The 24,589-nt window shown below is 38.8% G+C and carries 19 protein-coding genes; 14 read left to right on the top strand and 5 right to left on the bottom strand.

The window, feature by feature from the left end:
• Positions 1-27 precede the first annotated feature (27 nt).
• Positions 28-1,890, top strand: a complete 1,863-nt coding sequence (gene yidC / locus ACT29I_RS21885) for a membrane protein insertase YidC (RefSeq protein WP_430933303.1) — start codon at positions 28-30, stop codon at positions 1,888-1,890.
• A 74-nt stretch (positions 1,891-1,964) separates the two neighbouring features.
• Here yidC and ACT29I_RS21880 read toward each other — a convergent pair whose 3' ends face one another.
• A complete protein-coding gene (locus ACT29I_RS21880; protein ID WP_444794414.1) occupies positions 1,965-2,948 on the bottom strand; it encodes a diacylglycerol/lipid kinase family protein in 984 nt (327 codons plus the stop codon).
• Positions 2,949-3,062: 114 nt separating this feature from the next.
• On the opposite strand from ACT29I_RS21880, the gene ACT29I_RS21875 reads away from it, so the two are divergent.
• Together ACT29I_RS21875 and ACT29I_RS21870 are read left to right on the top strand one after the other, a co-directional pair.
• Entirely contained in the window at positions 3,063-3,758 is a 696-nt protein-coding gene (locus ACT29I_RS21875; RefSeq protein WP_444794413.1) for a phosphatase PAP2 family protein, read from the top strand.
• 301 nt (positions 3,759-4,059) lie between these two features.
• Positions 4,060-4,329, top strand: coding sequence for a DNA-binding protein (locus ACT29I_RS21870; RefSeq protein WP_444794412.1), 270 nt, complete (start codon positions 4,060-4,062; stop codon positions 4,327-4,329).
• Positions 4,330-4,490: 161 nt separating this feature from the next.
• Here the strand turns inward: ACT29I_RS21870 and nhaA are convergent, their stop codons facing one another.
• From nhaA to ACT29I_RS21850, 4 genes are all read right to left on the bottom strand, one after another.
• Positions 4,491-5,861 (bottom strand): Na+/H+ antiporter NhaA, encoded by a 1,371-nt coding sequence (gene nhaA, locus ACT29I_RS21865; protein ID WP_430933307.1) that lies wholly within the window; start codon positions 5,859-5,861, stop codon positions 4,491-4,493.
• 13 nt (positions 5,862-5,874) lie between these two features.
• The gene (locus tag ACT29I_RS21860) at positions 5,875-6,606 is read right to left on the bottom strand and encodes a nucleotidyltransferase family protein (RefSeq protein ID WP_444794411.1); all 732 of its coding nucleotides are present in this window, start codon (positions 6,604-6,606) and stop codon (positions 5,875-5,877) included.
• A 357-nt stretch (positions 6,607-6,963) separates the two neighbouring features.
• Positions 6,964-8,388: a RapZ C-terminal domain-containing protein gene (locus ACT29I_RS21855; RefSeq protein ID WP_444794410.1), complete on the bottom strand. Its 1,425-nt coding sequence runs from the start codon at positions 8,386-8,388 to the stop codon at positions 6,964-6,966.
• A 1,249-nt stretch (positions 8,389-9,637) separates the two neighbouring features.
• Positions 9,638-10,312, bottom strand: coding sequence for a hypothetical protein (locus ACT29I_RS21850; protein ID WP_430933310.1), 675 nt, complete (start codon positions 10,310-10,312; stop codon positions 9,638-9,640).
• Between the two features lie 743 nt (positions 10,313-11,055).
• Here ACT29I_RS21850 and ACT29I_RS21845 point away from each other — a divergent pair.
• The 11 genes from ACT29I_RS21845 to ACT29I_RS21795 all read left to right on the top strand — a co-directional run bounded on the left by ACT29I_RS21845 (position 11,056) and on the right by ACT29I_RS21795 (position 24,567).
• Positions 11,056-11,427 carry a VOC family protein gene (locus ACT29I_RS21845; protein WP_430933311.1) on the top strand — a complete coding sequence of 124 codons (372 nt, stop codon included), beginning with the start codon at positions 11,056-11,058 and terminating at the stop codon, positions 11,425-11,427.
• A 289-nt stretch (positions 11,428-11,716) separates the two neighbouring features.
• Entirely contained in the window at positions 11,717-12,229 is a 513-nt protein-coding gene (locus tag ACT29I_RS21840) for a hypothetical protein (RefSeq protein WP_444794409.1), read from the top strand.
• Positions 12,230-12,326: 97 nt separating this feature from the next.
• Positions 12,327-12,695: a DUF6616 family protein gene (locus ACT29I_RS21835; protein ID WP_430933313.1), complete on the top strand. Its 369-nt coding sequence runs from the start codon at positions 12,327-12,329 to the stop codon at positions 12,693-12,695.
• Between the two features lie 314 nt (positions 12,696-13,009).
• Positions 13,010-14,302: a DUF445 domain-containing protein gene (locus ACT29I_RS21830; protein WP_444794408.1), complete on the top strand. Its 1,293-nt coding sequence runs from the start codon at positions 13,010-13,012 to the stop codon at positions 14,300-14,302.
• Between the two features lie 159 nt (positions 14,303-14,461).
• Positions 14,462-16,084: an AMP-binding protein gene (locus ACT29I_RS21825; protein ID WP_430933315.1), complete on the top strand. Its 1,623-nt coding sequence runs from the start codon at positions 14,462-14,464 to the stop codon at positions 16,082-16,084.
• Between the two features lie 176 nt (positions 16,085-16,260).
• Positions 16,261-19,032, top strand: coding sequence for a TonB-dependent receptor (locus ACT29I_RS21820; protein ID WP_444794407.1), 2,772 nt, complete (start codon positions 16,261-16,263; stop codon positions 19,030-19,032).
• Positions 19,033-19,036: 4 nt separating this feature from the next.
• The gene (locus ACT29I_RS21815) at positions 19,037-20,230 is read left to right on the top strand and encodes a DUF4876 domain-containing protein (protein WP_430933317.1); all 1,194 of its coding nucleotides are present in this window, start codon (positions 19,037-19,039) and stop codon (positions 20,228-20,230) included.
• A 1-nt stretch (position 20,231) separates the two neighbouring features.
• Positions 20,232-21,773 carry a DUF6850 family outer membrane beta-barrel protein gene (locus ACT29I_RS21810; RefSeq protein ID WP_444794406.1) on the top strand — a complete coding sequence of 514 codons (1,542 nt, stop codon included), beginning with the start codon at positions 20,232-20,234 and terminating at the stop codon, positions 21,771-21,773.
• A gap of 3 nt (positions 21,774-21,776) precedes the next feature.
• On the top strand, positions 21,777-22,661 hold the full coding sequence (locus ACT29I_RS21805; RefSeq protein ID WP_444794405.1) for an ABC transporter ATP-binding protein: 885 nt from the start codon (positions 21,777-21,779) through the stop codon (positions 22,659-22,661).
• Between the two features lie 3 nt (positions 22,662-22,664).
• Complete coding sequence (locus ACT29I_RS21800) at positions 22,665-23,336, top strand: hypothetical protein (RefSeq protein ID WP_444794404.1); 672 nt, start codon at positions 22,665-22,667, stop codon at positions 23,334-23,336.
• Between the two features lie 97 nt (positions 23,337-23,433).
• Positions 23,434-24,567, top strand: coding sequence for a DUF4857 domain-containing protein (locus ACT29I_RS21795; protein WP_444794403.1), 1,134 nt, complete (start codon positions 23,434-23,436; stop codon positions 24,565-24,567).
• The last annotated feature ends 22 nt before the right edge of the window (positions 24,568-24,589 follow it).

Below are 24,589 nucleotides of genomic sequence, written 5' to 3'. Positions count from 1 at the left end.
AAATTTAAATCAAGAAACAAAGTAAAAATGGATAAGAATTCCGTTACGGGCATGATTCTGATAGCCGCTATATTAGGGCTGTTTTGGTGGATCAATAAACCCAGTGAAGAAGAAATAGAAGCACAAAAAAGATATCAGGATTCGATAGCGAAAGTTGAGGCTTCTGCCACAAAAGAAGCCGCTAGAGAGCAAAGTAATGTGGTGGTTGAAACAAAGGTAGAATCAACAACCGTTGCCGATAGTTCAGCCCAAAAACAATTGGCCGATAAATTTGGTCTTTTCGCAAGCGCTGTTGAAGGGGAGAATAAGTTTTATACCTTGGAAAATGAACGGATTAAAGTTAAGTTTTCCAGCCGGGGCGCAAAAGTATATTCGGTAGAGCTTAAGGAATATACCAATTTCGAAGAAAAACCTTTGGTGCTTTTTGATGGAGATGTAAACCAATTTGGATTTAACTTCTTTCATAACAACCGTATTCTTAACACGAATAACCTCTACTTCAGTATAGATGAAGCAGCAAGTAACGATTCTATCCTAAAGTTTAAACTAAACTTGGGCGATGATCAGTTTATGTCTTTTGATTACAAGCTGACTGCCAAGGCTTATTTGTTAGATTTTAACATCATTCAGAATAATATCGAAGATATCATCCAGGCTAACCGCGGTGGCTTTGACCTGGATTGGAAAATGGATGTGATAGCCCAGGAAAAAGGACGTAAATTCGAAATTCAATACTCCGGCGTATATTTTAAATACGATCAAGATGTGGTGGACGACATCTCAGGTAAGTCGGGTGATGAAGATTTTAGAACACCGGTAAAATGGATGGCTTTCAAAGATCAGTTCTTTTCATCAATCTTGATTGCCAAAGATAAATTTGCCGGGGGTAGGGTGGATGTGAATGTATATGCGGAGGAAGATAATTCACCTATATTGAGCACCAATACCGCATCCTTGGTTATACCCCACAAAGGTGGAAGACTAAACGAGAAGTCGTTCCAGTTTTACTTTGGGCCTAACAAATATAAAACGTTGAAAAAATTTAAAGACCTTGATCTTCAGGAGATTGTTCCTTTAGGATGGGGTATTTTTGGTTGGATCAACAAATACGCTATTATTCCAATATTTAACTGGTTAGAAGGAGGTATTGCAAGTTACGGTTTAATCATCTTGTTATTAACTTTAATTATTAAGCTGGTATTGTTCCCGTTGACCTACAAATCCTATATGTCAACGGCTAAAATGCGGGTGCTAAAGCCGCAGATCGACCAGATTAATGAGAAGATCCCTGCGGATAAAGCAATGGAGCGTCAAAAGGCTACTATGGCCTTGTATAGCAAAGCCGGGGTGAGTCCGTTAGGTGGGTGTTTGCCCATGTTGTTGCAGATGCCGATCCTGTTTGCCATGTTCCGTTTCTTCCCGGCTTCAATCGAGTTAAGACACGAAAGCTTTTTATGGGCATCTGACTTGTCGAGCTACGATTCCATTTGGGACTTGCCGTTTACCATCCCGTTTTATGGCGACCATGTTAGTTTGTTCTGTTTGTTGATGTCGATCACCAACATTGTTTATACCAAGATGAACCAGGAAATGACGCAATCAACCAGTCAGATGCCGGGAATGAAAGGTATGATGTATATGATGCCGGTGATGTTTTTGGTGTTCTTTAATAACTATGCTTCCGGTTTAAGTTATTATTACTTCGTGTCCACTTTGATTACAATATTACAAACTATTTTGATTAGAAGGTTTGTAGACGAAGAAGCCATTTTGGCCAAGTTAAATGCTAACCAAAAGAAACCTAAAAAGAAGTCCGGGTTCCAGGCCAGATTGGAAGAAATGCAGAAACAACAGCATTTACAGCAGCAAAAAAAGAAAAAAAGAAAATAGCCTTTATTGATAAGGTGGTAAGTTACAAGTTGGAAGTGATCCTGTTATCGCTTCCAACTTTTTTTATCCTTTTCTTAAGTTTTCGGCAACTTCAAATTCCAAATGTTATCCAGGTTTAATGTATCCTGTATATTCGGGATGATTTCCTTTATAGGGTCCAGTATGGAGTTCTCGATCAAGTGATCCGGCGGAACAATAATCTTCAAGGATAAAGGTTTTATTTCTATGATGGCTTTCTTTCCCAACAAAACAGGTTCGCCATCGACGTGCGCTTTAAGCTCGCTGGGGTGTTCTATCTCAATCCTTTTCGCTCTCACCACCTCGTCGTTGTCGTTTTTGTTGATGGATTTGTCCAGGAGGCTGAAAATCATGGCGGGAGCATCAAACATTGGGAAGTCTCGAATGATGCTTACATCTATCAATCCATCATCGATTTGAGCGTTGGGGGCAATATGTATATTGTTGCCGTACTGTGATGAGTTGGCAAAACTAATCAGAAATGCTTTCCTGCTATAAACTTTTCCGTCGATCTTCAGCTGGTAGGTGTCCGACTGGTAGCCGGCAAATTCAGTGGTAATAAGTTGCAGATAGCCTAACGGGCCCCTTAACTTTTTCCCTTCAAAATTATGGCTGATATGTGCGTCAAAACCAATTCCGGCCACATTTACGGAGCAATACTGGTTGACCTTCATGGTATCTATTTTTTTCTCGTGAAAATAATTCAGACTTTGAATGGCCTTGTTAATGCGCATGGGTATCTGCATAAAACGTGCTAATCCGTTACCCGAACCGGTTGGGACTATAGCCAAAGCCGTATCGGTGCCCACCAGCTTTGAGGCCACTTCGTTCACGGTTCCGTCACCTCCCACAGCTACAACTGCGTCGTATTGACCAACTGCTTTCCCGGCAAGTTCGCGGGCATGAGCTCTGAATTCGGTATAGTCTATGTCCACGGAGAGTTTGTTGCAATCCAGTTCCGACTCGATATATCGCTCAATTGTCCTTTGTTTTCCAACTCCCGATACCGGATTAATAAGAAAAAGAATCCTTTTTGTCATTTTTACGTATGGTATTTAGCTATACAAAATTACAAAACAATGCCGAATTACCGGATTGTCTTTAATTAATATCAAAAAAGAATTAGATTTAGGAACGAAAAACGGATATTTCCTATGGAAACACTATTGCAGCTAGACAGTAACTTGCTATTATTATTGAATTATTACCATACTGAATTTTGGGACCTCGTGTTTTGGTTAACTTCGAGTACGCTTGTTTGGGTTCCCTTTTATGTTATGGTTATTTATGCCATGGTCAAAGGGCAACAGTGGCAAAGTTGGACCACTATTCTAGCTGTTATTATTTTGGTGGTACTTTGTGATAGAATCTCCACGGACATATTCAAGTATGGTTTTGAACGATTAAGGCCAACACACAATGCTGACTTGAAGGACCTGGTAAAAACCGTGTTTGGTTACCGGGGAGGGAAGTTTGGTTTTGTATCGTCACATGCCACCAACACCATGGGTATTGCTGTATTTACTTCACTCTTGTTCAGGAACAGGCTTTATTCATTATTTATTCTCGTATGGTCCGTGTTCGTTGGTTATTCCAGAATCTATCTAGGGGTCCACTTCCCGGGAGATGTTCTGGGAGGATTTGTGTTGGGGGCTTCACTCGGTTATATAGTATATAAAATTTACGGGGCACTTTTGCCTAAGTTTGTTCGCTTAACTTTTTTCAATAACAAAGGTTTAGCCCGTGGTATAGCCGAGCAGTTTAAACGCCCTCAAGTGATGCAGGTCTTATTCACAGGAATATTAACTTTTATTCTGGTGCTTATTGCAGCTAAGGTAATGTTGCATTGACGGAATGATATACCGTGTAGGCACCGAGGTACAATCGGTGGTTAATCCTGTTTTACCATTACTTTTTTACATTAAAAATATTAAGAATAATATTGTATTCTTCAGGTATGTATATTTAAATAATCGCCTACAAAAAAAGTGTACGAAAAATATACTTTTTTTGTGCCAGGACAAACCGCCTAAAATCAAGGCTTCTTACAAAATTCTCGCTTCAAGCCTTTTACTTTAAAGTTAAATGTGTTTTAATTTTAAAATTTAATGTCTATATTTAAAGAACTTCGAATTTAAAATGATATGGCTTATGAGCACTACAATCACTTTCAATCAGCTAAGAAAGCTTAAAGACAGTTTGCCAAACGGCAGCATGAGAACAATCGCAGATGAATTAGACTTAAATGTAGAGACCGTTCGGAATTATTTTGGAGGAAAAAATTACGATAGGGGCAGAAGCGTTGGTATTCATATTGAACCAGGGCCTGATGGAGGAGTTGTAGAACTAGATGACACAACAATATTAGAATTCGCAAAAGACATCTTGGAAGGAAAAAAAGATGTCCACGCTATTAATTAATAGGTGAAACCAAGATAATCAAAAAAAGGTGCTGAATAAGCACCTTTTTTTATGGGTATTTATACCACATAACCCATACTAAACTCAAAATATGAAGGTGTTGTGGGCAAGTCCCAACGCAGGAAAGCTTCATTTTGGCATTTTCCAGTTTATATAATTGATTATTTCACCTTTTCGCCTCGGTTCCTCATTGTTTCGTCTCTTTTTAAAGAGTACTTCAATATATAGAACCCAGCCACACCGGCAACTATGGATCCCAGGAAGATTCCGATTTTAGCTTGATTCAAGATCTCAGCCGAATTGGTATAGGCTAAACTGGCAATAAATATCGACATGGTAAATCCGATACCTCCCAGGAGACCTAAACCGGCAAACGACAACCAGGAAGATCCCTTGGGCTTAATCGAAAACCCTAGTCGCACGGCCAACCACGAAAAGAAGGTAATACCAATCACTTTACCAAAAACCAGACTGATAGCGATGGCGAAAGAAACCATGGTTAAAACTTCTGCCCCATCATGCCCGGCGCTCAAGACTACCCCTGCATTGGCCAGGGCAAATACCGGAAGCACAAACACACTGATAAAACCATGGAACTGGTGTTCGATATACTGCAATGGGCTTCTTACTTTTTGAACCGCATATTCAATTTCGTCTACAGCATGCAGTTGTTCGTCGGTTAATACAATTTCGTGTTCGTTTTTGGCGATACTGCCAAAATGTTCGAGCCCATGATTTACCCGGGGTAAGAATTTATCGATATGTACCTTGGGTCTGGCCGGGATAGTAAATGCAATAAGCACACCAGCAATGGTAGCATGTAATCCGGAACCCGGTCCTTCAACACCCGACACAATGAACAAATACCAAATAATAAAACCTAAGAATGTATATAAGCGTAAATCCTGAATGTTGCGCAAGTTGGCAATGGCCAAAATACCTAATAGAACAGCTGCTATTATCAAATAAGTCCATTGAAGTTCACCTCCATAAAACAAAGCAATCACCAAAACGGCGCCCAAATCATCCACGATGGCCAATGCGGTTAAAAATACCTTTAAACCAAGCGGAACACGCTTCCCTAGCATACCCAGGATACCTAAGGAAAAAGCAATGTCGGTAGCCATCGGAATCCCCCAGCCGTTGTTTGCCTCTCCTTCCAGTCCGAAGGCGAAGAAAAAGATAATAGGAACAACCATACCGCCAACAGCGGCAAAGATAGGTAAGGATGCTTGCTTAAAAGAACTTAACTCCCCGGCCAGGAATTCCCGTTTTATCTCCAATCCTACCACAAAAAAGAAAATAGCCATTAGTCCGTCATTAATCCAGTGGTGCCAGCTCATTTTTAAATGAAACTTGTTGACATCAATGGTCAGCACATCGTGCCAGGTGTGTTCGTAAATTTCATGATCTACATTGGCCCAAACAACGGCTGCAAATGTGGCTATCATTAAAAGTGCGCTTCCTCCTGTAATACCTTTGAAGAATCGCTGAAAGTAAGTCAAGTCTTTTTGATTTTCAGTCTTTGTCATCTTATAATAATTGTTAGTCTAATGTTTTCTGATTTAAATACTTGTTGGCTAACTCTAATTTTTCCGGTGTGCCAATGTCAAACCAGTATTCATCCCAATCTTTCCATCCAAAGATGGCGTTTTCTGCAGAAAGATCAAGATATCCATTGGTTATGGAAAACTTGCGTATGTTGCCCAATTGGGGTATTAATGTTGGGTTAATAATGTGGATTCCGGAAAAAGCCAATGATTCGTAAGCGTTTTGTTTGCGGGTGATGCGTCGTGCACCAGTGGAAATGTTTTCCCATCCGGAGAGTCTATGGTCTTTATCGAATAAAAAGTACCTGGTTGTAGGCCTTTTTTTTACCATCAAAGTGGCTATGCCACCATTGTTTTGGTGATAGGCCACCATCTTGTTGAGATCCGCACCGGTTAACACATCAGCATTGTATAGAACAATGTTTTTATCGGGAACGAATAATGGAGCTGCTTTGAGCAATCCGCCACCGGTTTCCAATAGTTCCGCACTCTCGTCGGAAATAAAAAGCTCAGTATTGGGATAGTATAATGTAGATATGAAATCTTTAACCGCACCTGAATAATGATGTACATTGATAATTATGCGCGTTACACCAATACCAACCAGCTTTTCAATGGCATGCTGTAACATGGGTTTCCCCGCTACCTCAACCAATGCTTTGGGCTTGTTTTTAGTGATGTGTGACAGGCGTGTTCCCAGGCCTGCGGCAAAAATAAGTGCGTTCATCAATTATCTTTTGTACTCGTGTTAATTTTTACAATAATAAGAAATTTAATGATATAGCGTATATTGAAAAGGGGACGGGACGTTAATATAATAGAAAAAAATGCCAATGACAAGCTAGAATTTACAGTGATTGTATTGAACCGATACATATTGTAGAAAACAATTAATGCCGTAACCTTTTTCGATCACCTAACGATAGTTTTTGCGAGGGAATTTTAGTTTTTAATCGGTTTACAAAGCTTTTTTTCCTTGTTTGCAGTCAGGTCACACTTCTTGCATTTATACTTATGTTTCTTTTGTTTTTCGGAATCCAAATCTTTTTTATTTGAATCCTTACATTTTTTGCTTCCCATGACTTTACCCTTTTTTGATTTCCTGTTCTATATGTCTAAGCTTAACAGTTACAGGATAATTTTCCCGAATATATTTGGCCATTCTTTCAGCACTATATACCGATCGATGCTGACCTCCTGTACAACCAAAATTTACCATCAAATGTTTAAAGTTTCTGGAAATATATTTCTCAACCGATTTTGATATCAAGGGAAATACGCTTCCCAGGAATTCTTCCATCTCAGGCTCATTTTCAAAAAACTTAATAACGGATTCGTCTTTCCCGGTTACGTGCTGGTATGCTGCATATCTTCCCGGGTTATGGATGGCCCGGCAATCAAATACAAAACCTCCTCCGTTACCACTCATATCGTAGGGGATTCCTCTTTTGTACGAAAAACTATTGATTGTAACCGTCAGTGCATTGATTCTTAATAGTTTTTCGTTATGGGTCAATGCATCCAGTACCGTGTTGAGTTCCGGTATATTTATGGGCAAAGGATGGTTGGTCAACAGATAGGTAATGTTTTTAAGTGCAAACGGAATACTTTTTAAAAAATGTTCCTTTTTCTCGTAAAACCCTCTAAATCCATAGGCTCCCATAGCTTGCATAATCCGGATGTACACATAACCTAAAAAGTGATTCTTAAAAGATGCTTCATCTACTTCCTTGTGTTTTTTTAATGTCTGGATATAATGGTTGTATAACATTTCGCGCAAGTCGACAGGAATATCGGCTTTGCCGTCATACAAAAGAGATGCTAAGTCGTATTGCAGCGCACCTTTACGACCTCCCTGATAATCAATAAACCAGGGTTCGCCACTTTTTACCATGATATTACGGGACTGAAAATCGCGGTATAAAAAATAGTGATGTTCTGCTTCCAGTAAGAAATCCATCAGACACTGGAAGTCTTCCTCTAATTTTTGCTCGTCGAACGGCACCTGGGCCAGCTTCAAAAAGTAATATTTAAAGTAGTGTAAATCCCATTGCATCGACTGCCGGTCAAAGGCTTTTCGAGGGTAACACAATTCAAAATCCAATCCTTCGGTTCCTTTGAGCTGAAACAAGACCAGTTCTTCAATGGTCTTTTTATATATTTCTATGAGCGCTTCCGAGAATTCGTCCTCGGTTCTGTTTCTCTGCAGAAAATCAAACAAGGTGGTATCGCCCAGGTCTTCCAACAGGTACACATTATTTTCTGCATCGTTTTCAAATATTTTTGGAACATTTAATCCTTTGGCATGAAAGTGTTCCGAGAATCCGACAAAAGCAATGTTTTCCTTTTTATCGGAGTTGTAAGCGCCTAATGCGGATTTACCACCACCTTTAAAACGAACATACTCCCGGTACGATCCCGATACGGGTAGCATATTCATAGATTCCACTTGCTCACCGGTGTTGCGAGTGAACATTTTCATTAAAAGCTGCAATTTATCTTGTTCCATTGATGATGGTGTTTATGGTCTGTTTATTCTGTGTTCAAAGCTAATGAAAAAAGTCCACAGTTCTTTTACAACAGGCTATGGCCACTGGGAATGGCCTTTAACCCGTAATATGCATCAGAAATCCTGTTACGCAATTCAACTACTTCAAAACAAGGGGTTTCACTGCTTTGCTGCGACTCAACAGGGCTGTGCTCCCGAAAGTAATCGGGACAAGTTATGCCTCGTTTCAGTAACGCTTTGTTGTATGTATTTTAAATGCCCATTACGTATCTCTAATACATCATCAGGGTTAATACCAGTGGTATATCAAAATGATGGATAAAGCATCCGGTTTATAATACCATTTTGACCTTGAAGTAAGCCTTATTATGTGTCGGTATAATTACAGATTACTGTTGATACCGAATCAAAGAGTGATTTTTATCAATGATATTTATTTTTCGGAATTGCTTTTTATGCGCCAAGGTATTCAGGATCTTTTAATGACTAGAACATAACTAAAGAATAGTCAAAAAAATAAAAATATTTACATATTTTTACAATTGTAAGAAAATTTTAATACTTTTGAGATCACATTTTCTAGTTGTTCACTTTTAAAGATCATTCATTATGAGCATTATTTATGTTGTTGCAGTAACTTTAGCAATCGTAATTGTACATAGGGAGAGAATTAAATTGATTAAACAATTGAACGCACTTTAAAATAGGTGATTGCTGGGTTACTAAAATAATTCAGTAAGTTATTAGGTAACCAAAAAGAATTTGAAAAACAAAGGCATCCTGACCGATTGACAGGATGCTTTTGTTTTTGGCAATATTTCTAATCGATGTTTTTTTTAATCTACCGTGGTATATAATCCCACTTTCTGGGAGGTTTACAGGTAAATGTACTACGTTGTGACTTTTGTCAGCAAGGTCTCTGAATGTATGGGTGTTAGAGTTTGGTTTGGTGGAGATGAATTCCTAACAATCGGACCGCAACTGAATTTAAAATATCATACCTGACTGTAATATGATACACCCCATGATAAATGGTTCATGCGCCTTCCGGTTCCGATTCCATAAAAGCTGCTGCCGATTCCATTTCAAAGCAAGTTGATTCAGCAGTAACGATTCGGGATGGTCATCTCTTCATCCACTAAAAAAAGACTGCCCTTTCGGGCAGCCTTCCCTTCAAAATATAAAAAAACGCCTAAGCGATTACGAAACCTCATTTTTTGTTACCAGCTAATATAGGCTATTTGTTAAACTACTCCTGCTCAACTATGGTTTTTCCTTTTCTTAGGTCAACGATTACCCTGGCAGCTTTGTAAGTATTATAAACCTTTAGGTTTTTGTTTTGAATAAGAAGCATTAGCTTATCGATTTTATCCGTAAGCAGGTTGGTGCAATCTTTTATCAGTTTGTCCAGTTCGGTGGTGGCTTGCGAGCGGGTTACTATGGCAGCACGAGGGGCACTGACGATATTGACAAAATCATCAATTTCCTTTTTAAGCGCAGTTATGTCCTCAGGCCCTTTCCCGTAGTCGGTTAAGTTACCGTTTAGTTTTTCAGCTTCCCGGTAGATGTTGAGGCAGGCAGCTTGAAGCATCTCGTCGGGCATTTTTTCGAGTTGAGAAGGTGTTACGGCACACTTGGCTTGTAAATCCGGCATGCTGTTAATCTGTGCATATACAAAAAGCGCAGCAGCCATTTCAACGGTGGCCTCAATCAATTCCGCTTCCTCTTTTACTTTTAAAGCGCTGTTGCTATTTGAAAGCCCCTGTTGGATTTGATAGACCTCTTGTATTTTTCCGGAAGTTGCATAGAATAGGTTTACTTGTTCCCCAAGTGCCGGAATGGAGTTTATTTCTGTGTTAAAGGTGTTGAACACCTTGTCGACAGCCTTGAACATAGCTACTTTGTTACGTTGTCTGGCATTCATGGTAAATATAATTTAGTTAATGAATAAAAGGCTATTTAATAGTTTCTTAATTTAATATTAAGATTAGCAATAAGATATTCAAATTATTCGTTCGTTTATTCATGTATGTGATGAAAGTCTGGTTATAGATGATAAGACTTTGGATTGTGTTGATAAATGGGATTAGTGGAACTGGAGTATGATGTTTTAGTATTTTTAAATTTAACGGTATATGATTTTAGAAAATAATTCTTGAACTAGTTCGTAGGGTGCCATACATAATTTCGGAGTTATTGATTGTTAAACAACTCCCGGTATTATACAGGTCTCTTTTCGTGAAATCCATATGGGTTCGGGCGGTTGACTGTTGTCTTTTCGTCGCTGCTACCTGCCGATTCTTGACTGTAAGATGCCATTTCTTTACTGTCAGAGTTCATTTCTAAAGCGTCAGATTGAATTTCGCAACAGTCACCTATCTTTTCTTGTTTGTCACCTTTTTATTCTTTACTTACAGGGATCATTACCCTAATGTAGGCTTCCGCTTCTTGGGTGTTAATGTCCATTTCCACGCCGTCAGATAATGTTTCGGGACTGTTATTGGATTGCCGACCATGTTATGGAGATGGCGCATCCATGTGCCAGTAGTATAAGGATTGATACTTGTATTTTTATTGGGTTGATCATGGCCCGGATTTATAATTTAAACTGACCGAACCAAAGTACCCGCCTCATTGTTCAGCTACTACCACATAAAATTATGACATATGCAACTAGGTACATTTTCTATCAGTCTTGCCGTAAAGGATATTCATGCATCCAAGGCATTTTACGAAAAACTTGGTTTTGCCGTTTTTGGAGGCGATATCAACCAAAACTGGTTGATCATGCAAAACGGGAGTGCAACGGTTGGGCTTTTCCAGGGCATGTTCGATCAAAACATACTGACCTTCAATCCGGGATGGGACAAAAACGCGCAAGAGGTCAACCCTTTTACCGATGTGCGCGAAATTCAAAAACAACTCAAAGACAAGGGGATTGAATTTCAATCGGAAGCCGATGAAACAACAACAGGGCCGGCAAGTTTTGTAATACTGGATCCAGATGGAAACCCCATTTTGGTGGATCAGCATCGTTAATTGTATGGTTTACCCGCCATATGCATTAGAAATCGCGTTACGCAAATAAACTACTTCGAAACAAGGCATTTCACAAAGTTTCTTCAACTCACCGGAGTGGTGCCCCCGAAAGTAATCGGAACAGGTTATGCCTCGTTTCAGCAACCGCTTGTTTCATGGTATTTTAAATCCACGTTACGTACCTTTAATACATATCCGGGTTTAAACAAAATGGTCCTAGTGCACGAATAACACAAACCTTAGGATTAGCCTCGGTTTCTTATCCCTAATCTAAATTATATCTGAACAGATGAAAAAAATTGTATTTGTAGTCATATTTCTGATTTCGTTTTCGCTGAAAGCACAACAAAGGGGCAGAAACTCTGATCCCACTAAGTCCATCAAAGGCATTGTAAAGGAGGTACTGAACATTATATCAGGAGAGGAAGGTAAAGAAAGAAATTGGGACGCGTTCAGGAACTTGTTTTTACCCACTGCACGCATGACGGTTGTATATCACGATGAAGACCATCCTATCCCGATAGAAACGGTTAGCGTGGACGAATTTATAGCACACCTATCTGACGAATATTACCAAAAGGGGTTTACTGAATATGAATTGGGAAAAGCGGTGGATGAATATAACGGCATAGCGCATGTGTTTCAAAGTTTTTATGCCAAAGATTCGGAATCAAAAGAAGAACGTGGGATTAACAGTTACCAGCTTGTATACCATAGCGAGAGGTGGTGGATAGCAAACCTGGTTTGGACAGGAGACTCTAACGGTGTTAAAATTCCTAAAAAGTATTTGAGAAAACGGTGAACTTAATAAAACTTAGTCTGTTATAGAAATATAAGGAACAGATTAAACATATCCCTGTACACTATTGAACATTCAGTTAACTTTAATCAATGATAGTATGAGAATTTTTATCGAATTTTGGAAGGCCAAAGATGCATGGTACGATTTATCAAAGCGTAAGCGTGAGGACTTTGTGGTACAAATTGGGCCCGCAATGGCCGATTTAATTTCGGAAGGGGTAATTGTGGATGCGTGGGGCACAAATGATGATTCCTCGCCTTACAAAGCGGATTACGATTTCTTTGCGATCACTAAATTCCCGTCAGGTGATCTGTTGGAGAAGTTTCAGGAAATTGTGGAAACTTCCGGGTGGTACAATTACTTTGAACAGATTAATGTATCAGGGCAGGACTTGGGCACTGAGACGGTCATTGGTCGGATGATTGATTTGAAGAAGGAACAAGTTATGATTGAAAAAAACATATAACTTTCTTTAAAGATAGCGTGTTAATATTGCCGACTAACGAGGACAAGCCAAAAACCAAACAGGTTTTTGGCTTGTCCTCGTTAAGGTAGATGATTTTGATGGGATATGACAAAATGCCCGAAAAATAAAGCACGGGACAGAATTCACTCCCCGGCATAACAAAACCCGGGAGCGGAACGGTTTGCCCTCAGGAATCCGGAAGGATAGGATTTGTTAATTTCATTGTGATTTCTTATCGGATTTAAAGGTTTTGACTTGAATAATTGCTACATTATACATGGTTTAAGGATTCGATAACAAAACCTTTGCATTAAATGGGCAATCATAAAAATAAAATAGGAATAATTTCCTTGCTAATCTCCATCTTTGGGTTGATAACCGTACAATTACTTCTCTCATTTGAATATTTGGTGAATCCCTACTGGCATATTTTATTGTCCGGTTTTGAGGCGGCAACCATCGGTGGTTTTGCCGATTGGTTTGCGGTAAGCGCACTGTTCCATGAAATACCGATTCCGGTGGTTAAAAAACACACCAATATAATTGTTCGTAATCGTATGAAACTAACCGAAGGTGTGGTAGACCTGGTTACCAACAAATGGCTGGCACCGGACATTATCAGGGAAAAAATTGCCGAATTCTCCATTGTTAAAAATGTCATTGAAGCTTTGCACCTACCTCAGAATAAAAGACGGGTGGTCGGTTTTTTAAAGGATACTTTTGTTAGACTAACCGAAGAGCTGGACACCCCTGAGGTGGCCGGGTTTATCCAATCTGTCTTAAGGGAGCAAATAAAAGATCTGAATGTATCCGCTCCGCTTGGTAACTGGATTAAAAGATCGATCAGGGAAGGCGAACACGAGCAGTTATGGATGATGGTTCTTGATTCGGCGCAAAAAACCATTTACGATAATTCTACCCGCTTAGCCTTGCTTCACCTGGTAGAGAGGCAATTGGACGAATACAAGAGCGAAGGCTTGTTTAAAGGTATTTTTCTGGGTATTGCGGGTGGCCTGGGAGTTATGGACAGTGAGGTAATAACCGATAAAATTCTGATTTCGATGAACGAGTTCATCGAAGAGGCCAAGAATGATCCCCGGCATCAAATACGTGTTAAAGTTGAAGATAACATCTTGCATTTCTCGAACAAACTGATCTCAGGCGACCAGGAAGCCACACAAATGGTCGACGGCTGGAAAGAGAAACTGATTCATAATGCCGATGCGAAACATATGATTCAAAGTCTTTTGTCCAATTTAAGGCAGTCTCTAAGTCAGCAATTAAATGAAAAGGAATCTGTAATTTCAGGTTTTATTGAAAATAATGTGGATAAGCTGCTGCTAGAACTGGAAGGAGACAAAAACAGCCAGGATAAAATAGATAGATGGTTACGCTTAAACATCAGTGAACTAATTAGTAAATACCATCACGAAATAGGCGAGATGGTGCGTCTGAGTTTGTCAAAGCTGGATGATACCGAGTTGGTTGGCCAGATAGAAGAAAAAGTGGGGAACGATCTTCAGTTTATCAGGTTAAACGGCGCTGTAGTTGGCGGTTTGGTAGGGGTGTTCATTGCATCCATGAGGTTAATTTTGAATATTATTTAAAATTAGTAAGCACAAAATATACGCTAATCGCTTTCGCTTTGGTCTGGATGAATGCTTGATAAAGTGGAATTAAAGTCGCGAAGATTTCGTGATTTTAATCAAGTTTTGCAAATTCCTTATTACATTTATGGCCTTTTTAAAAATCAAACATTACTTATCGTGACAAAATTATCATACGAAAGCGGTGCTTCAGATAAACCGTTATTGGGCGTTACTATCGCAGAAAAGCTAAAAGAAACAGTTGAAAGATTTCCGGAATGCGAAGCGTTGTCAGTGCCCTATCAAAATTACAGGGCTACCTATAAAGAGTTTTGGCAAGATGTGGAAGAAGTAGCCAAAGGTATTTTGAGCTATGGTGTTAAAAAAGGTGACCGGGTAGGTATTTGGTCGGCAAACCGATTTGAGTGGGTGTTGGTTCAATTTGCTACTGCCCGCATTGGGGCAGTGATGGTAAATATCAACCCGGCTTATAAAGCGTCTGAACTGAAGTATGCCCTGAAACAGTCCGGGGTTAGTCTGTTGATCATGTCCAAAGGGTTCAGAAAGACCAATTATATTGAAATCCTGAATGAAGTACGTGCTGAATGTATCTACCTGAAACATATCGTGGTTATTGACCATGATTGGCAAACTATGTTGGGGGCGGGTAAAAAAATCACAACTGAAGAGTTGAACTCTATTGAAGATGAACTTCAGTTCGATGATCCCATCAATATTCAATATACTTCGGGTACAACGGGATTCCCCAAGGGAGCTACCTTATCGCATCATAATATTTTGAACAATGGTTATTTTATTGGTGAGCGATTAAAATACACAGAAACGGACAAAGTCTGTATTCCGGTTCCTCTCTATCACTGTTTCGGTATGGTACTGGCCAATCTGGCCTGTATTACACATGGATCATGTATGGTGTTGACAGGTGAAGCATTTGATGCCGAGGTGGTAATGCAAACGGTTCAGGACGAAAAATGTACCTCGCTGTACGGGGTTCCGTTGATGTTTATTGCCGAGTTGAACCACCCACGATTCAAGGAATTTGACTTTTCGATGTTGCGCACAGGAATCATGGCCGGAGCATCATGTCCTGAATCCACCATGAGGGCCGTCCGCGAACAAATGAACATGAAGGAGGTAGGGATCTGTTACGGTATGACCGAAACATCGCCGGTAAGCACGCAAACCTTCGTCGACGACAATGAGTACAGAAGGTGTGCTACTGTTGGTAAGGTACATCCCCATATAGAGTTAAAAATCATAGACCCGGAAACAGGGAAAATTGCACCAAGGGGAACGCGGGGAGAATTATGTACACGCGGCTATTCGGTGATGTTAAAATATTGGAACAATCCGGAAGCAACTGCCTCCGTTATTGATGAAGGACGCTGGATGCATACGGGTGACCTTGCCGAAATGGATGAAGATGGATATGTGAAAATTGTTGGTCGTATCAAGGATATGATCATTAGGGGAGGGGAAAATATTTCACCATTCGAGGTTGAAGAGTTCTTGCATAATCATGATGCCATTAAAGAGGTTCAGGTGATCGGTGTTCCTGACTTTAAATATGGCGAAGAGGTGATGGCCTGGGTGATTTTAAAAAACGGTACTCAAATAGCAGAAGAAGAATTAAAAGCCTATTGCAAAGGTCAGATTGCTACTTTTAAAATTCCTAAATATTGGAAGTTTGTAAACGAGTTCCCAACCACGGTAACCGGCAAAGTCCGAAAAGTGGAAATGCGCGAGATATCTGCCGAAGAGTTGGGTTTGTCGCATCGATAGAAAGCGTTTGGCTTTAACTCAGTGATATTTAATTATCTTTACATCCATACATTGGGGCAAGTAAAGCTATACAAAAACAGATAAATATCTGAGATTTCTGTTTGGATCGTTATCGGTTTACTATTATGGTGTATTCATTATTTCATTGTGAGGTTTGTAAATAAATTGGGCATGTAATGCTGAGTTTTCGAATATTGTTAGGTATAAATATAGTATTTTTATTCACGGGCATTCTGAGCGATGGATTATTCGCTCAAGGTGCCTGTTCTATTGTTGGTGAATTGGTAAATTCAGAGACAAATCAACCAGTACCTTATTGCGCCATACAGATAGAGGACGGTATTTCGGGGAGCATGAGTAACGAAAGTGGTATGTTTAAAATTACAGCCCCTTGTGCGAAACATGTTAAATTAGTATTCAGTAGTCTCTCGTTTGAGGAATTGGATACCATTATTTTTGTTAATCGGGAGGAAAGGATATTTATTAAACTTAAACCCACAAGTCTTTCGTTGCCCGATATAAAAGTCATTGCAAACGTAAACTCTGATTTGTATTCTTCTTATAAAATCAAGCAAACCGCCATTCAGCATATTCAGCCATCGGGTTTAAGTGACCTACTGCAACTACTTCCCGGTAACTTAATTGAAGAGCCAGATTTATCACAACCCAATTACATTAGCATAAGGCAAGTAGATTCGGATAATAATACAGCTATCGGAACAAGTATAGTTATTGATGGTATTCCAATTTCGGATGATGGGAATATGCAGCAACCTTACGGTACCGATATTAGTATTTCCCAAAACACTTCAACTGCTAACGGTTTAGACTTGAGGCAGTTTAGTACCGATGAAATAGAGAGTGTTGAAGTGATTACAGGTATACCTTCGGCGAAGTATGGAGACCTTACCTCCGGAGTAGTCGTAATACAACGTAAAGAAGGAGTAAGTCCGTTGGAAGTTAGGGCAAAAACGGATATAAATAATAAACTACTGGCCATTGGAAAAGGGATCGCATTACCTAAAAAAGGGGGCGTGTTAAATATAGGTTTTGATTATTTGAATTATGTATCCGATCCCAGGAATTCATTAAATAATTATCAAAGAATAACCTCGTCCTTGCGACATAAAAGGAAATTTATTATTGATAATAAAACACTTACCACAAAAATAGGTGTGAGTTTAATAAATACATTGGACAAAGAAAAAGAGGATCCGGAAATTAATTCCGGGGTAAATGATTTGTTTAAAAGTGACTATAAGAAGATAAGCGCCAGCTTACAGGCAGCATATTATGCCAACAGCAAATGGCTGGATAAGTTGGCTTTTAATTTTTCTGCCTCACAAACGCAGGATAAAATTGTCAGAGATAAATTTATTGCCTTAAATGGTCCCACTCCCCAACCAATTTCCACCACAGAAGGAGTTTCAAAAGGGATTTATTTGCCAAGCCAGTACCAAGCCGATTTGCAAATTGAGGGTAAACCGGTGGATGTATTTGTTAATATTGAATTTAGTAAGAAATTATATACAAAAGGAATGTCCCATTTGCTCAACCTCGGGGGGAGTTATACTTCGGTTAAAAACAATGGGAAAGGGGAAACTTACGATTCTTCACGGCCACCGTTCGTCGGAACATTAACCGGTAGGCCCAGAGATTTCAGATCTATTCCGGCTCTCCAAAAAATGTTTTATTATGCCGAGGATAAAATAATGTTAGCATTAGGAAATTGGGAGTTTACTAACCAAATAGGTGTTCGGAGCAATCAACTCATTAATTTAAGCGAAGACTATTCCATAAAAGGAAAAATTTATATAGATCCGCGTTTAAATTTAAACATTAAATTACCTGAGATCAAATGGATAAATAATGGTTTGAACATATGGGTAGGTGCAGGATACGGAAATCACACAAAACTTCCGATGAGTTATCTGATGTACACATATCCTGTTTATATTGATATTATAGAGTTAAACTATTTTTCGCAAAATCCCGATTTGAGGACACTTTACACTCGTACCTATATTATGGATAGAACAAACTATGCATTAAAACCTTCCCGAAACAAAAAGAAAGAATTGTCATTAAGGATTGAATGGAACAATTTTAAACTAAAGTCAACTGTTTTTCATGAGCGTAGCACAAGCGGTTATTCAAGCAATGATAATTATTATGCACTAATTTATAATAAGTATGATGCATCTTCTGTTTCCTCTGAGGGGCTGACAGAACCACCTGGTTTAAATGAATTTACTTTTGAAAAAGATACTGGGTTTTATTATATTGACATTGACAATAATGCGGCGTTAGTGGATAAAAAAGGTGTAGAATATAGTATTGAGTTCCCAAAGATAAATCCTTTAAAAACAAATATAAGTATTAACGGAGCCTGGTTTAAAACGGAGTATGGCACATCAGAATTGGTGCAGTCCCGTCCTTCGGTTATCTTGAATAATGAAGAATACCCATATGTAGGGGTTTATAATATCGGAGGATTGAAAAAGGGACAATTTAATAGTAATGTGAGATTTGATACGCATATACCCTTGTTAAGGTTGATTTACACGATTAATGCACAGTTAATCTGGTATTCAGATTATGAAAGGACCTATAGGTTGGAACATCCGGTATTTTATTTTGATAAAAAGGGCCAGCAATATCCATATCTCGAAGGAGATGAACAGGATTATGTTTTAAGGCATCTTAATAGAAGTTACTCAAGCATATTTTATCAAAAACAAACCATTCCCTTTTCAATGGATTTGCATATGAAGATGACTAAAGAAATAGGTGATAGGATTAAAATTGCGTTTTATGTAAATCGATTTTTGGGTTATTATACGCCATATACATCCAATAATGGTAAATACTATCAAAGAAGTACTAATTCCGCATTCGGACCCCAAAGCCCTTATTTTGGAGCAGAAATTAAATATAAAATAAAATAAAATTATGAATAAGTTGAGATGTGTAGGTTTTGTACTGATGTCGGTTTTATTATTCTTTTCTTGTAAGGACCAAGAAACGCCTGTTACTATGCTAAGCGTTGAGGTTTCTTTCCCAGACGAATTAGGTGGTGTAAATAAGGATGGAGTATCGTTGAGTCTAATAAATCAAAACTCAGGTAAAGTTTATGATGGATTAACAGGTACAGAGGGAGAATGGGAGATTGAAATACCCGAAGGCGTATATAATGTTTCTGCTTTTGCGGAAAAAGAATACACAACCATTGCTGGTAGCGAATCATTTACAACTACAGCAAACCTGGTAGGTACACAAGAGAATTTAAGTATAGTCGGAAAATCTCAATCGCTCTCTCTAGAATTGTCTGTGAGTATTAATAGCAACACATGGGTTTTTAAGGAATTATATTTTACCGGTTCGCGAACGCCGGAGGACAAGTCTTATCGAAGCGACAAATATTTTTCTATAGTCAACAATTCCGATGAAGTGTTATATGCCGATGGAATATCGCTCAGTGAGTCACATGTGCTTACTTCTTCGGATGTTTATGATTGGGAATCAATTGTTAGCAGGGATGAAGCATTTGTGGTAAACCATATCTACACTATTCCGGGAGATGGAACCACATACCCCGTGCAACCAGGCGAAACCATTATATTGGCTGACTTAGGAATTGATCACACGACAGAAAATCCTAATTCATTTGATTTGACGATGGCCGATTTTGAATGGTGGGATGATCATAGTTTAGATTCGGATGTGCCTGAAGTGGAAAATTTGATTAAGAGTTACTCTTCTTCTAAAACCATTTGGACACCGCATAACAGAGGTTTAAAATCGTATATTATTTTTAAACAGGAGGGTGCAATGGACGATTTTTTAACCAATAATGTCATTGAAGGCCAAACAGCTATCGGTAAACCTTTGATTCGTTATAAAGTTCCCAACGATGTAATTATAGATGCGGTTGAAATGAGTACGCCTAGTAGCTTTAGTTTAAAGGTCATTTCTCCGGCACTTGATGCAAGTTATACGCATTGCGGCGATGAGGGAGACGAACGCTATGGCAAATGCGTGCGCAGAAAGGTGGCCAGGGAAGTAAACGGAAGAAAAGTATATATGGATACAAACAATTCCGCAGTGGATTTTGAAACTACAGTAACTCCTATGCCGGGTTTATAACATGCCTAAAAATATTGCTTATATCATTCGCGCTATTCTTGGAATAGTCTGTATTTCTATACAGGGTCAGCAGGTAAAGGATTTGGCTTATGTTTCGTTTTGGAACAAGGCAATGGATTCAACACAGTTCGCTAACCCCGCCTTAATGGATGGATTGCATCAAGTAAACGTTAAAACCATGGGGGGCAGCTATTACTATAATGAGGATGGAAAATTATATAACGTACAAAAAGGAAATAAAACAAATAAATATCGCTTGGCAATACATAGTTACACTAAAAAGGAAAGCTTTACATTTTATAGTGAGGTATATTATCAAAACGGATCAAAAGATAATGTAACTTGGAACAATATTAATTATTCCGGGAGAATTGGGCCTTATCTAATTGCCGATTCTACAGGAGGAACAAGTTATCATGAAGAATATTTTTTTAAAGGAGGGATCGAACGGAAGTATGATATTTTCTCGTGGGGCATTGAAGGATCCTACCTGGCTAGAATACATTATAGGAAAAATGATCCCCGACCTAAAACCAATACCTCAATTATAAGTATTAAACCTGGCGTTTCGTTCCGTGTAAAAAAGTACAGGTTGGGACTTCATGTGGGAGTTGACCGTTATGAGCAAAATTTGAACATGCGAATTTACGGCGGTGATAACGAAAAAGATTATTTCTATTTTCTGGAAGGACTCGGGTTTTACGATAAGGTCTTTTCCGGCACAAACGCCTACCTTGAAACGGATTATTCCTCAAATGCGATTGAGGCCGGTGTCCAATTCGTTCCGGTTAAAAAGGAAGGACTTTTTTATACTCTTAAGTGGCTCAATAGTAATACGGAACAGTATTTTGCGCATACGTACCCCAGTATTTATAAGCAACATTTTTTAATCGGGAAGTTAGGTTGGACAAAACAATATGAGAATTTGTTTTTGCAGTTTGATGGATTGGCCCATTTTACCAATGGAGTTGGAACGGAACGTGTATATGAAAGCATCATAGTTAATGAAGAAACGGATACAAGCGATAAGCGCCTTCTGACGGAGAGTGATAACTATTCGCTCAATAGGCTAAACCTGCACTTATCTGCTTTTTTATCTTCAAATATAAGTGATCAGATCATGGTATTTGGACGAGCGCACATCGAAAAACAAAAGTTTAAAGAGGAATACCTAAGCAGTAGCGAAATGCGTTGGCAAAGGACCGGTTGGAAAGTTCAACCTTCGATTCAAGTTTTGTTTGGACATTCGTATCTGGAGTGCTCTTTGGGATATGCCTCGTATTTATTTGGTAATAAAGAAATTATAGGTATACCGGACGGACAGGGGAATTCCGATATAAGACAATCGACCATAAAAGAATCACTAATATTACCCAATTGGAAATATAAAACAGCCGATTATTCAAACTATTTTATATCGATAAAGTATACAACTAATATTGCAGAAAAGAAAGCGTTAAATTTATCCGCAGAATATTCTAATCAAAATTCAGACCTTATTCAGTTTAATAGCTGTCAGCTTAATGTGGGCATTAATTTCTAAACTATGAACAACATTATCGAATGCAATAACCTGACGCATTTTTATGGTTCGCGCTGTATATACGAAAACCTTAATTTTAACGTTCCGGAGGGAAGAATCGTAGGATTACTAGGGAAAAATGGAACGGGTAAAACAACTACCATCAACATATTAAACGGATATCTAAAACCCCGGAGCGGGGAATGTTTGATGTTTGGTGAGAATTCTTCCAGGCTGTCTCCAGGAACCAAGCAAAAGGTGGGGTTGTTGATTGAAGGGCATGTTCAATATTCTTTTATGACCATTAGGGAAATTGAGAAGTTCTACTCTGCCTTTTATCCTAAGTGGAAAAAAGACAGATATTATGAATTGATGAACCTACTTACCATCAATGTAAAACAAAAGCTTTCGCAGATGTCGTGTGGACAAAGATCGCAAGTGGCACTGGGGCTTATCCTGGCGCAAGACCCGGAACTGCTGATTTTGGACGATTTCTCCATGGGACTCGATCCAGGGTATCGTATGTTATTTGTTGATTACCTTAGCGAATATGCCCGTTCCGAAAATAAAACAGTTTTTGTTACCTCGCATATTATCCAGGATATGGAGCGGCTGATTGACGATTGTTTAATCATGGACTATGGAAAAATTATTCTGCAAATGCCTGTGCGCGAACTGTTGTCGAAGTTTCGTCGCTTTCGTTTTGCTTGCGATAAACCCTTTATGTTAAACGAGTTTCCCGAATTGTTACATCCTGTTACCATAAAAGGCAGAACTGAAGTTTATACCATGCTTGGGCAGAACGAACTTAAAAAAATAACGGAGGAACGTAATTTAAATATAAAAGAAATAAAAGAAGAATGGCTTACTTTGGAGGAAGCCTTTATCGGCCTAACCGGAAAATATTAAACTATGGAAAAAGCACTGCTATATAAGGAATGGAAGAAAACCGAGCTTTTCGTTTGGGGCATTTTTTGGGTTGGAATTATTTTATTGACTTATACCTTCTTGAAACTGGGACGTTCCTTTCGGTTTGTCGGAATGGAACACCTGATAGATGTGATAGTTAATCGTAAGCAGTTTGCGTATACCGATATGAAATATTATCCGCTGGCGGCAGGATTGTGTCTAGGTCTTGCGCAGTATATACCTGAAATGATTCAAAAGCGTATTAAACTTACATTGCATTTGCCGCTGAACGAAAATCGAATCATAGCCTTAATGTATAGTTATGGATTGGGGGTGTTGTTGTTCATTTTTACGGTTGATAACATAGGAATAATCGTTTTTACACGAATAAACTTCCCCTTAGAAATAATGGTCAATTATATTGTAACGTCTATACCATGGTATATTGCAGGGTTGGTTGCTTATTCATTTGTGGCCATGATTTGTTTGGAACCTACCTGGTCCAGAAGGGTTTTTAATGTGCTGATAGGAGCAGGCACCGTGAAGTTGAGTTTTATTTCAAGCTTACCGGCTGCACAAGAACCTGTTATTGGGTTGCTCCTGGTATTAACAGTGATTGTAATTCCGTTTGGTTTTTTGTCGGTTTACCGCTTTAAGCAGGGCAAACATAATTAATGTATCGGGAGATTTAGGAATGAAAATAATAAAATATACGATTATAATTCTGTCCACTCTGCTTTTGGCATGGATAATACCGGGGATCTATCATCTGATGACAGACAAAAGTATGGATCTTCCGTTTGCATATTATAGTTCTGTTGAGAAAGCCTTTTGCACTATTGATGTTAGAGGGAAGCATAATACTGTCCGTAAGAATGTCAATACAGGTATGATATATACACAATCGGAGTTCGATAGTATTTTACCCATGTTTTATATCAAGCAACTTCTATCCGACACAAGGTTTCCCGAAAGTATTAACGGGAAGGCAGTTAATGGAAAGGAGGCAAGAAAGAAAATATTTTATTTAAGCTATAATCCAACGGAAAAAAGAAGCCCTGGTATTCCTCTTTATTCTTTGCTGGAGTCTTCTTCTGGAAGGGTAAAGTTGAAGATGCCTGGAGATGTATTCCGTATAAATAGTAAAATCGAGTTTATTGACCCTGAAACCAATATGGTGATCCGCAAAAAAAGCGATTTATTTATGAAAGCTTTTGTGCATAGTGATTTTGTATTTCCGGCTAGAGAAGTGTATGGGAGCAGTTTTACCCGAAAAGCCTATGATGAAGGTTATTTAATTCTGGATAATATAGGCCAGGTCTTTCATTTAAAAATGGTACGTGGCAAACCGATGCTCAAGAATATAGGATTGCCCAAAGATATGAAGGTGGCATATATAGTGAGAATGGAACCTGAAGATAAAAGTTTTTACGCCTTTATGTTCGACGATCAAAACAGAATGTACCTTATCACCACGGATGGTTATAGGATTCAGGAGCTTAAAACCCCAAAATTCGATTTAGATACGGATCGTTTAACGGTTATGGCTAATCCTTTGTTTTGGACAGTGAGTGTAATTTCATCGTTGGGCAAGGAGTCCTATGCTTTAGAAGCTCAAAGTAAGCAGCTGGTTGACAGCATTTCTCTGATGCTTCCACCTTCGACGGATTATGTTTTATCATATGGTTTACCGTTCGAAATATCTTTTACGTCCCCGAATTCGAAGTATGTAAGTCCTATTATACATTTCGCAAAAGTTGGGGTTCTCGTCACAAATGTGCTTTTTACAATTCTTTATTGCTTCTTGATGTATTATCGGCAAAAACCTTATGGAATTTATTCATTGATTTGGATCATGTTGACCGGTTTTTTCGGTTTTATTCCCGCTTTAATTATAACAGATTAGGATAGGATTTGCGGCATTTGCC

This window comes from Saccharicrinis sp. GN24d3, assembly GCF_052400645.1.
Classification (GTDB): Bacteria; Bacteroidota; Bacteroidia; order Bacteroidales; family Marinilabiliaceae; genus Saccharicrinis.
Note: the sequence above shows the minus strand (reverse complement) of the source record. Positions and strands in the feature narration are given on the sequence as shown.

What these genes read in the sequence shown, in the direction of transcription:
- yidC (WP_430933303.1), top strand. Translation starts at nt 28, where the DNA reads ATGGATAAGAATTCCGTTACGGGCATGATTCTGATAGCCGCTATATTA.
- ACT29I_RS21880 (WP_444794414.1), bottom strand. Translation starts at nt 2,948, where the DNA reads ATGACAAAAAGGATTCTTTTTCTTATTAATCCGGTATCGGGAGTTGGA.
- ACT29I_RS21875 (WP_444794413.1), top strand. Translation starts at nt 3,063, where the DNA reads ATGGAAACACTATTGCAGCTAGACAGTAACTTGCTATTATTATTGAAT.
- ACT29I_RS21870 (WP_444794412.1), top strand. Translation starts at nt 4,060, where the DNA reads ATGAGCACTACAATCACTTTCAATCAGCTAAGAAAGCTTAAAGACAGT.
- nhaA (WP_430933307.1), bottom strand. Translation starts at nt 5,861, where the DNA reads ATGACAAAGACTGAAAATCAAAAAGACTTGACTTACTTTCAGCGATTC.
- ACT29I_RS21860 (WP_444794411.1), bottom strand. Translation starts at nt 6,606, where the DNA reads ATGAACGCACTTATTTTTGCCGCAGGCCTGGGAACACGCCTGTCACAC.
- ACT29I_RS21855 (WP_444794410.1), bottom strand. Translation starts at nt 8,388, where the DNA reads ATGGAACAAGATAAATTGCAGCTTTTAATGAAAATGTTCACTCGCAAC.
- ACT29I_RS21850 (WP_430933310.1), bottom strand. Translation starts at nt 10,312, where the DNA reads ATGAATGCCAGACAACGTAACAAAGTAGCTATGTTCAAGGCTGTCGAC.
- ACT29I_RS21845 (WP_430933311.1), top strand. Translation starts at nt 11,056, where the DNA reads ATGCAACTAGGTACATTTTCTATCAGTCTTGCCGTAAAGGATATTCAT.
- ACT29I_RS21840 (WP_444794409.1), top strand. Translation starts at nt 11,717, where the DNA reads ATGAAAAAAATTGTATTTGTAGTCATATTTCTGATTTCGTTTTCGCTG.
- ACT29I_RS21835 (WP_430933313.1), top strand. Translation starts at nt 12,327, where the DNA reads ATGAGAATTTTTATCGAATTTTGGAAGGCCAAAGATGCATGGTACGAT.
- ACT29I_RS21830 (WP_444794408.1), top strand. Translation starts at nt 13,010, where the DNA reads ATGGGCAATCATAAAAATAAAATAGGAATAATTTCCTTGCTAATCTCC.
- ACT29I_RS21820 (WP_444794407.1), top strand. Translation starts at nt 16,261, where the DNA reads ATGCTGAGTTTTCGAATATTGTTAGGTATAAATATAGTATTTTTATTC.
- ACT29I_RS21815 (WP_430933317.1), top strand. Translation starts at nt 19,037, where the DNA reads ATGAATAAGTTGAGATGTGTAGGTTTTGTACTGATGTCGGTTTTATTA.
- ACT29I_RS21810 (WP_444794406.1), top strand. Translation starts at nt 20,232, where the DNA reads ATGCCTAAAAATATTGCTTATATCATTCGCGCTATTCTTGGAATAGTC.
- ACT29I_RS21805 (WP_444794405.1), top strand. Translation starts at nt 21,777, where the DNA reads ATGAACAACATTATCGAATGCAATAACCTGACGCATTTTTATGGTTCG.
- ACT29I_RS21800 (WP_444794404.1), top strand. Translation starts at nt 22,665, where the DNA reads ATGGAAAAAGCACTGCTATATAAGGAATGGAAGAAAACCGAGCTTTTC.
- ACT29I_RS21795 (WP_444794403.1), top strand. Translation starts at nt 23,434, where the DNA reads ATGACAGACAAAAGTATGGATCTTCCGTTTGCATATTATAGTTCTGTT.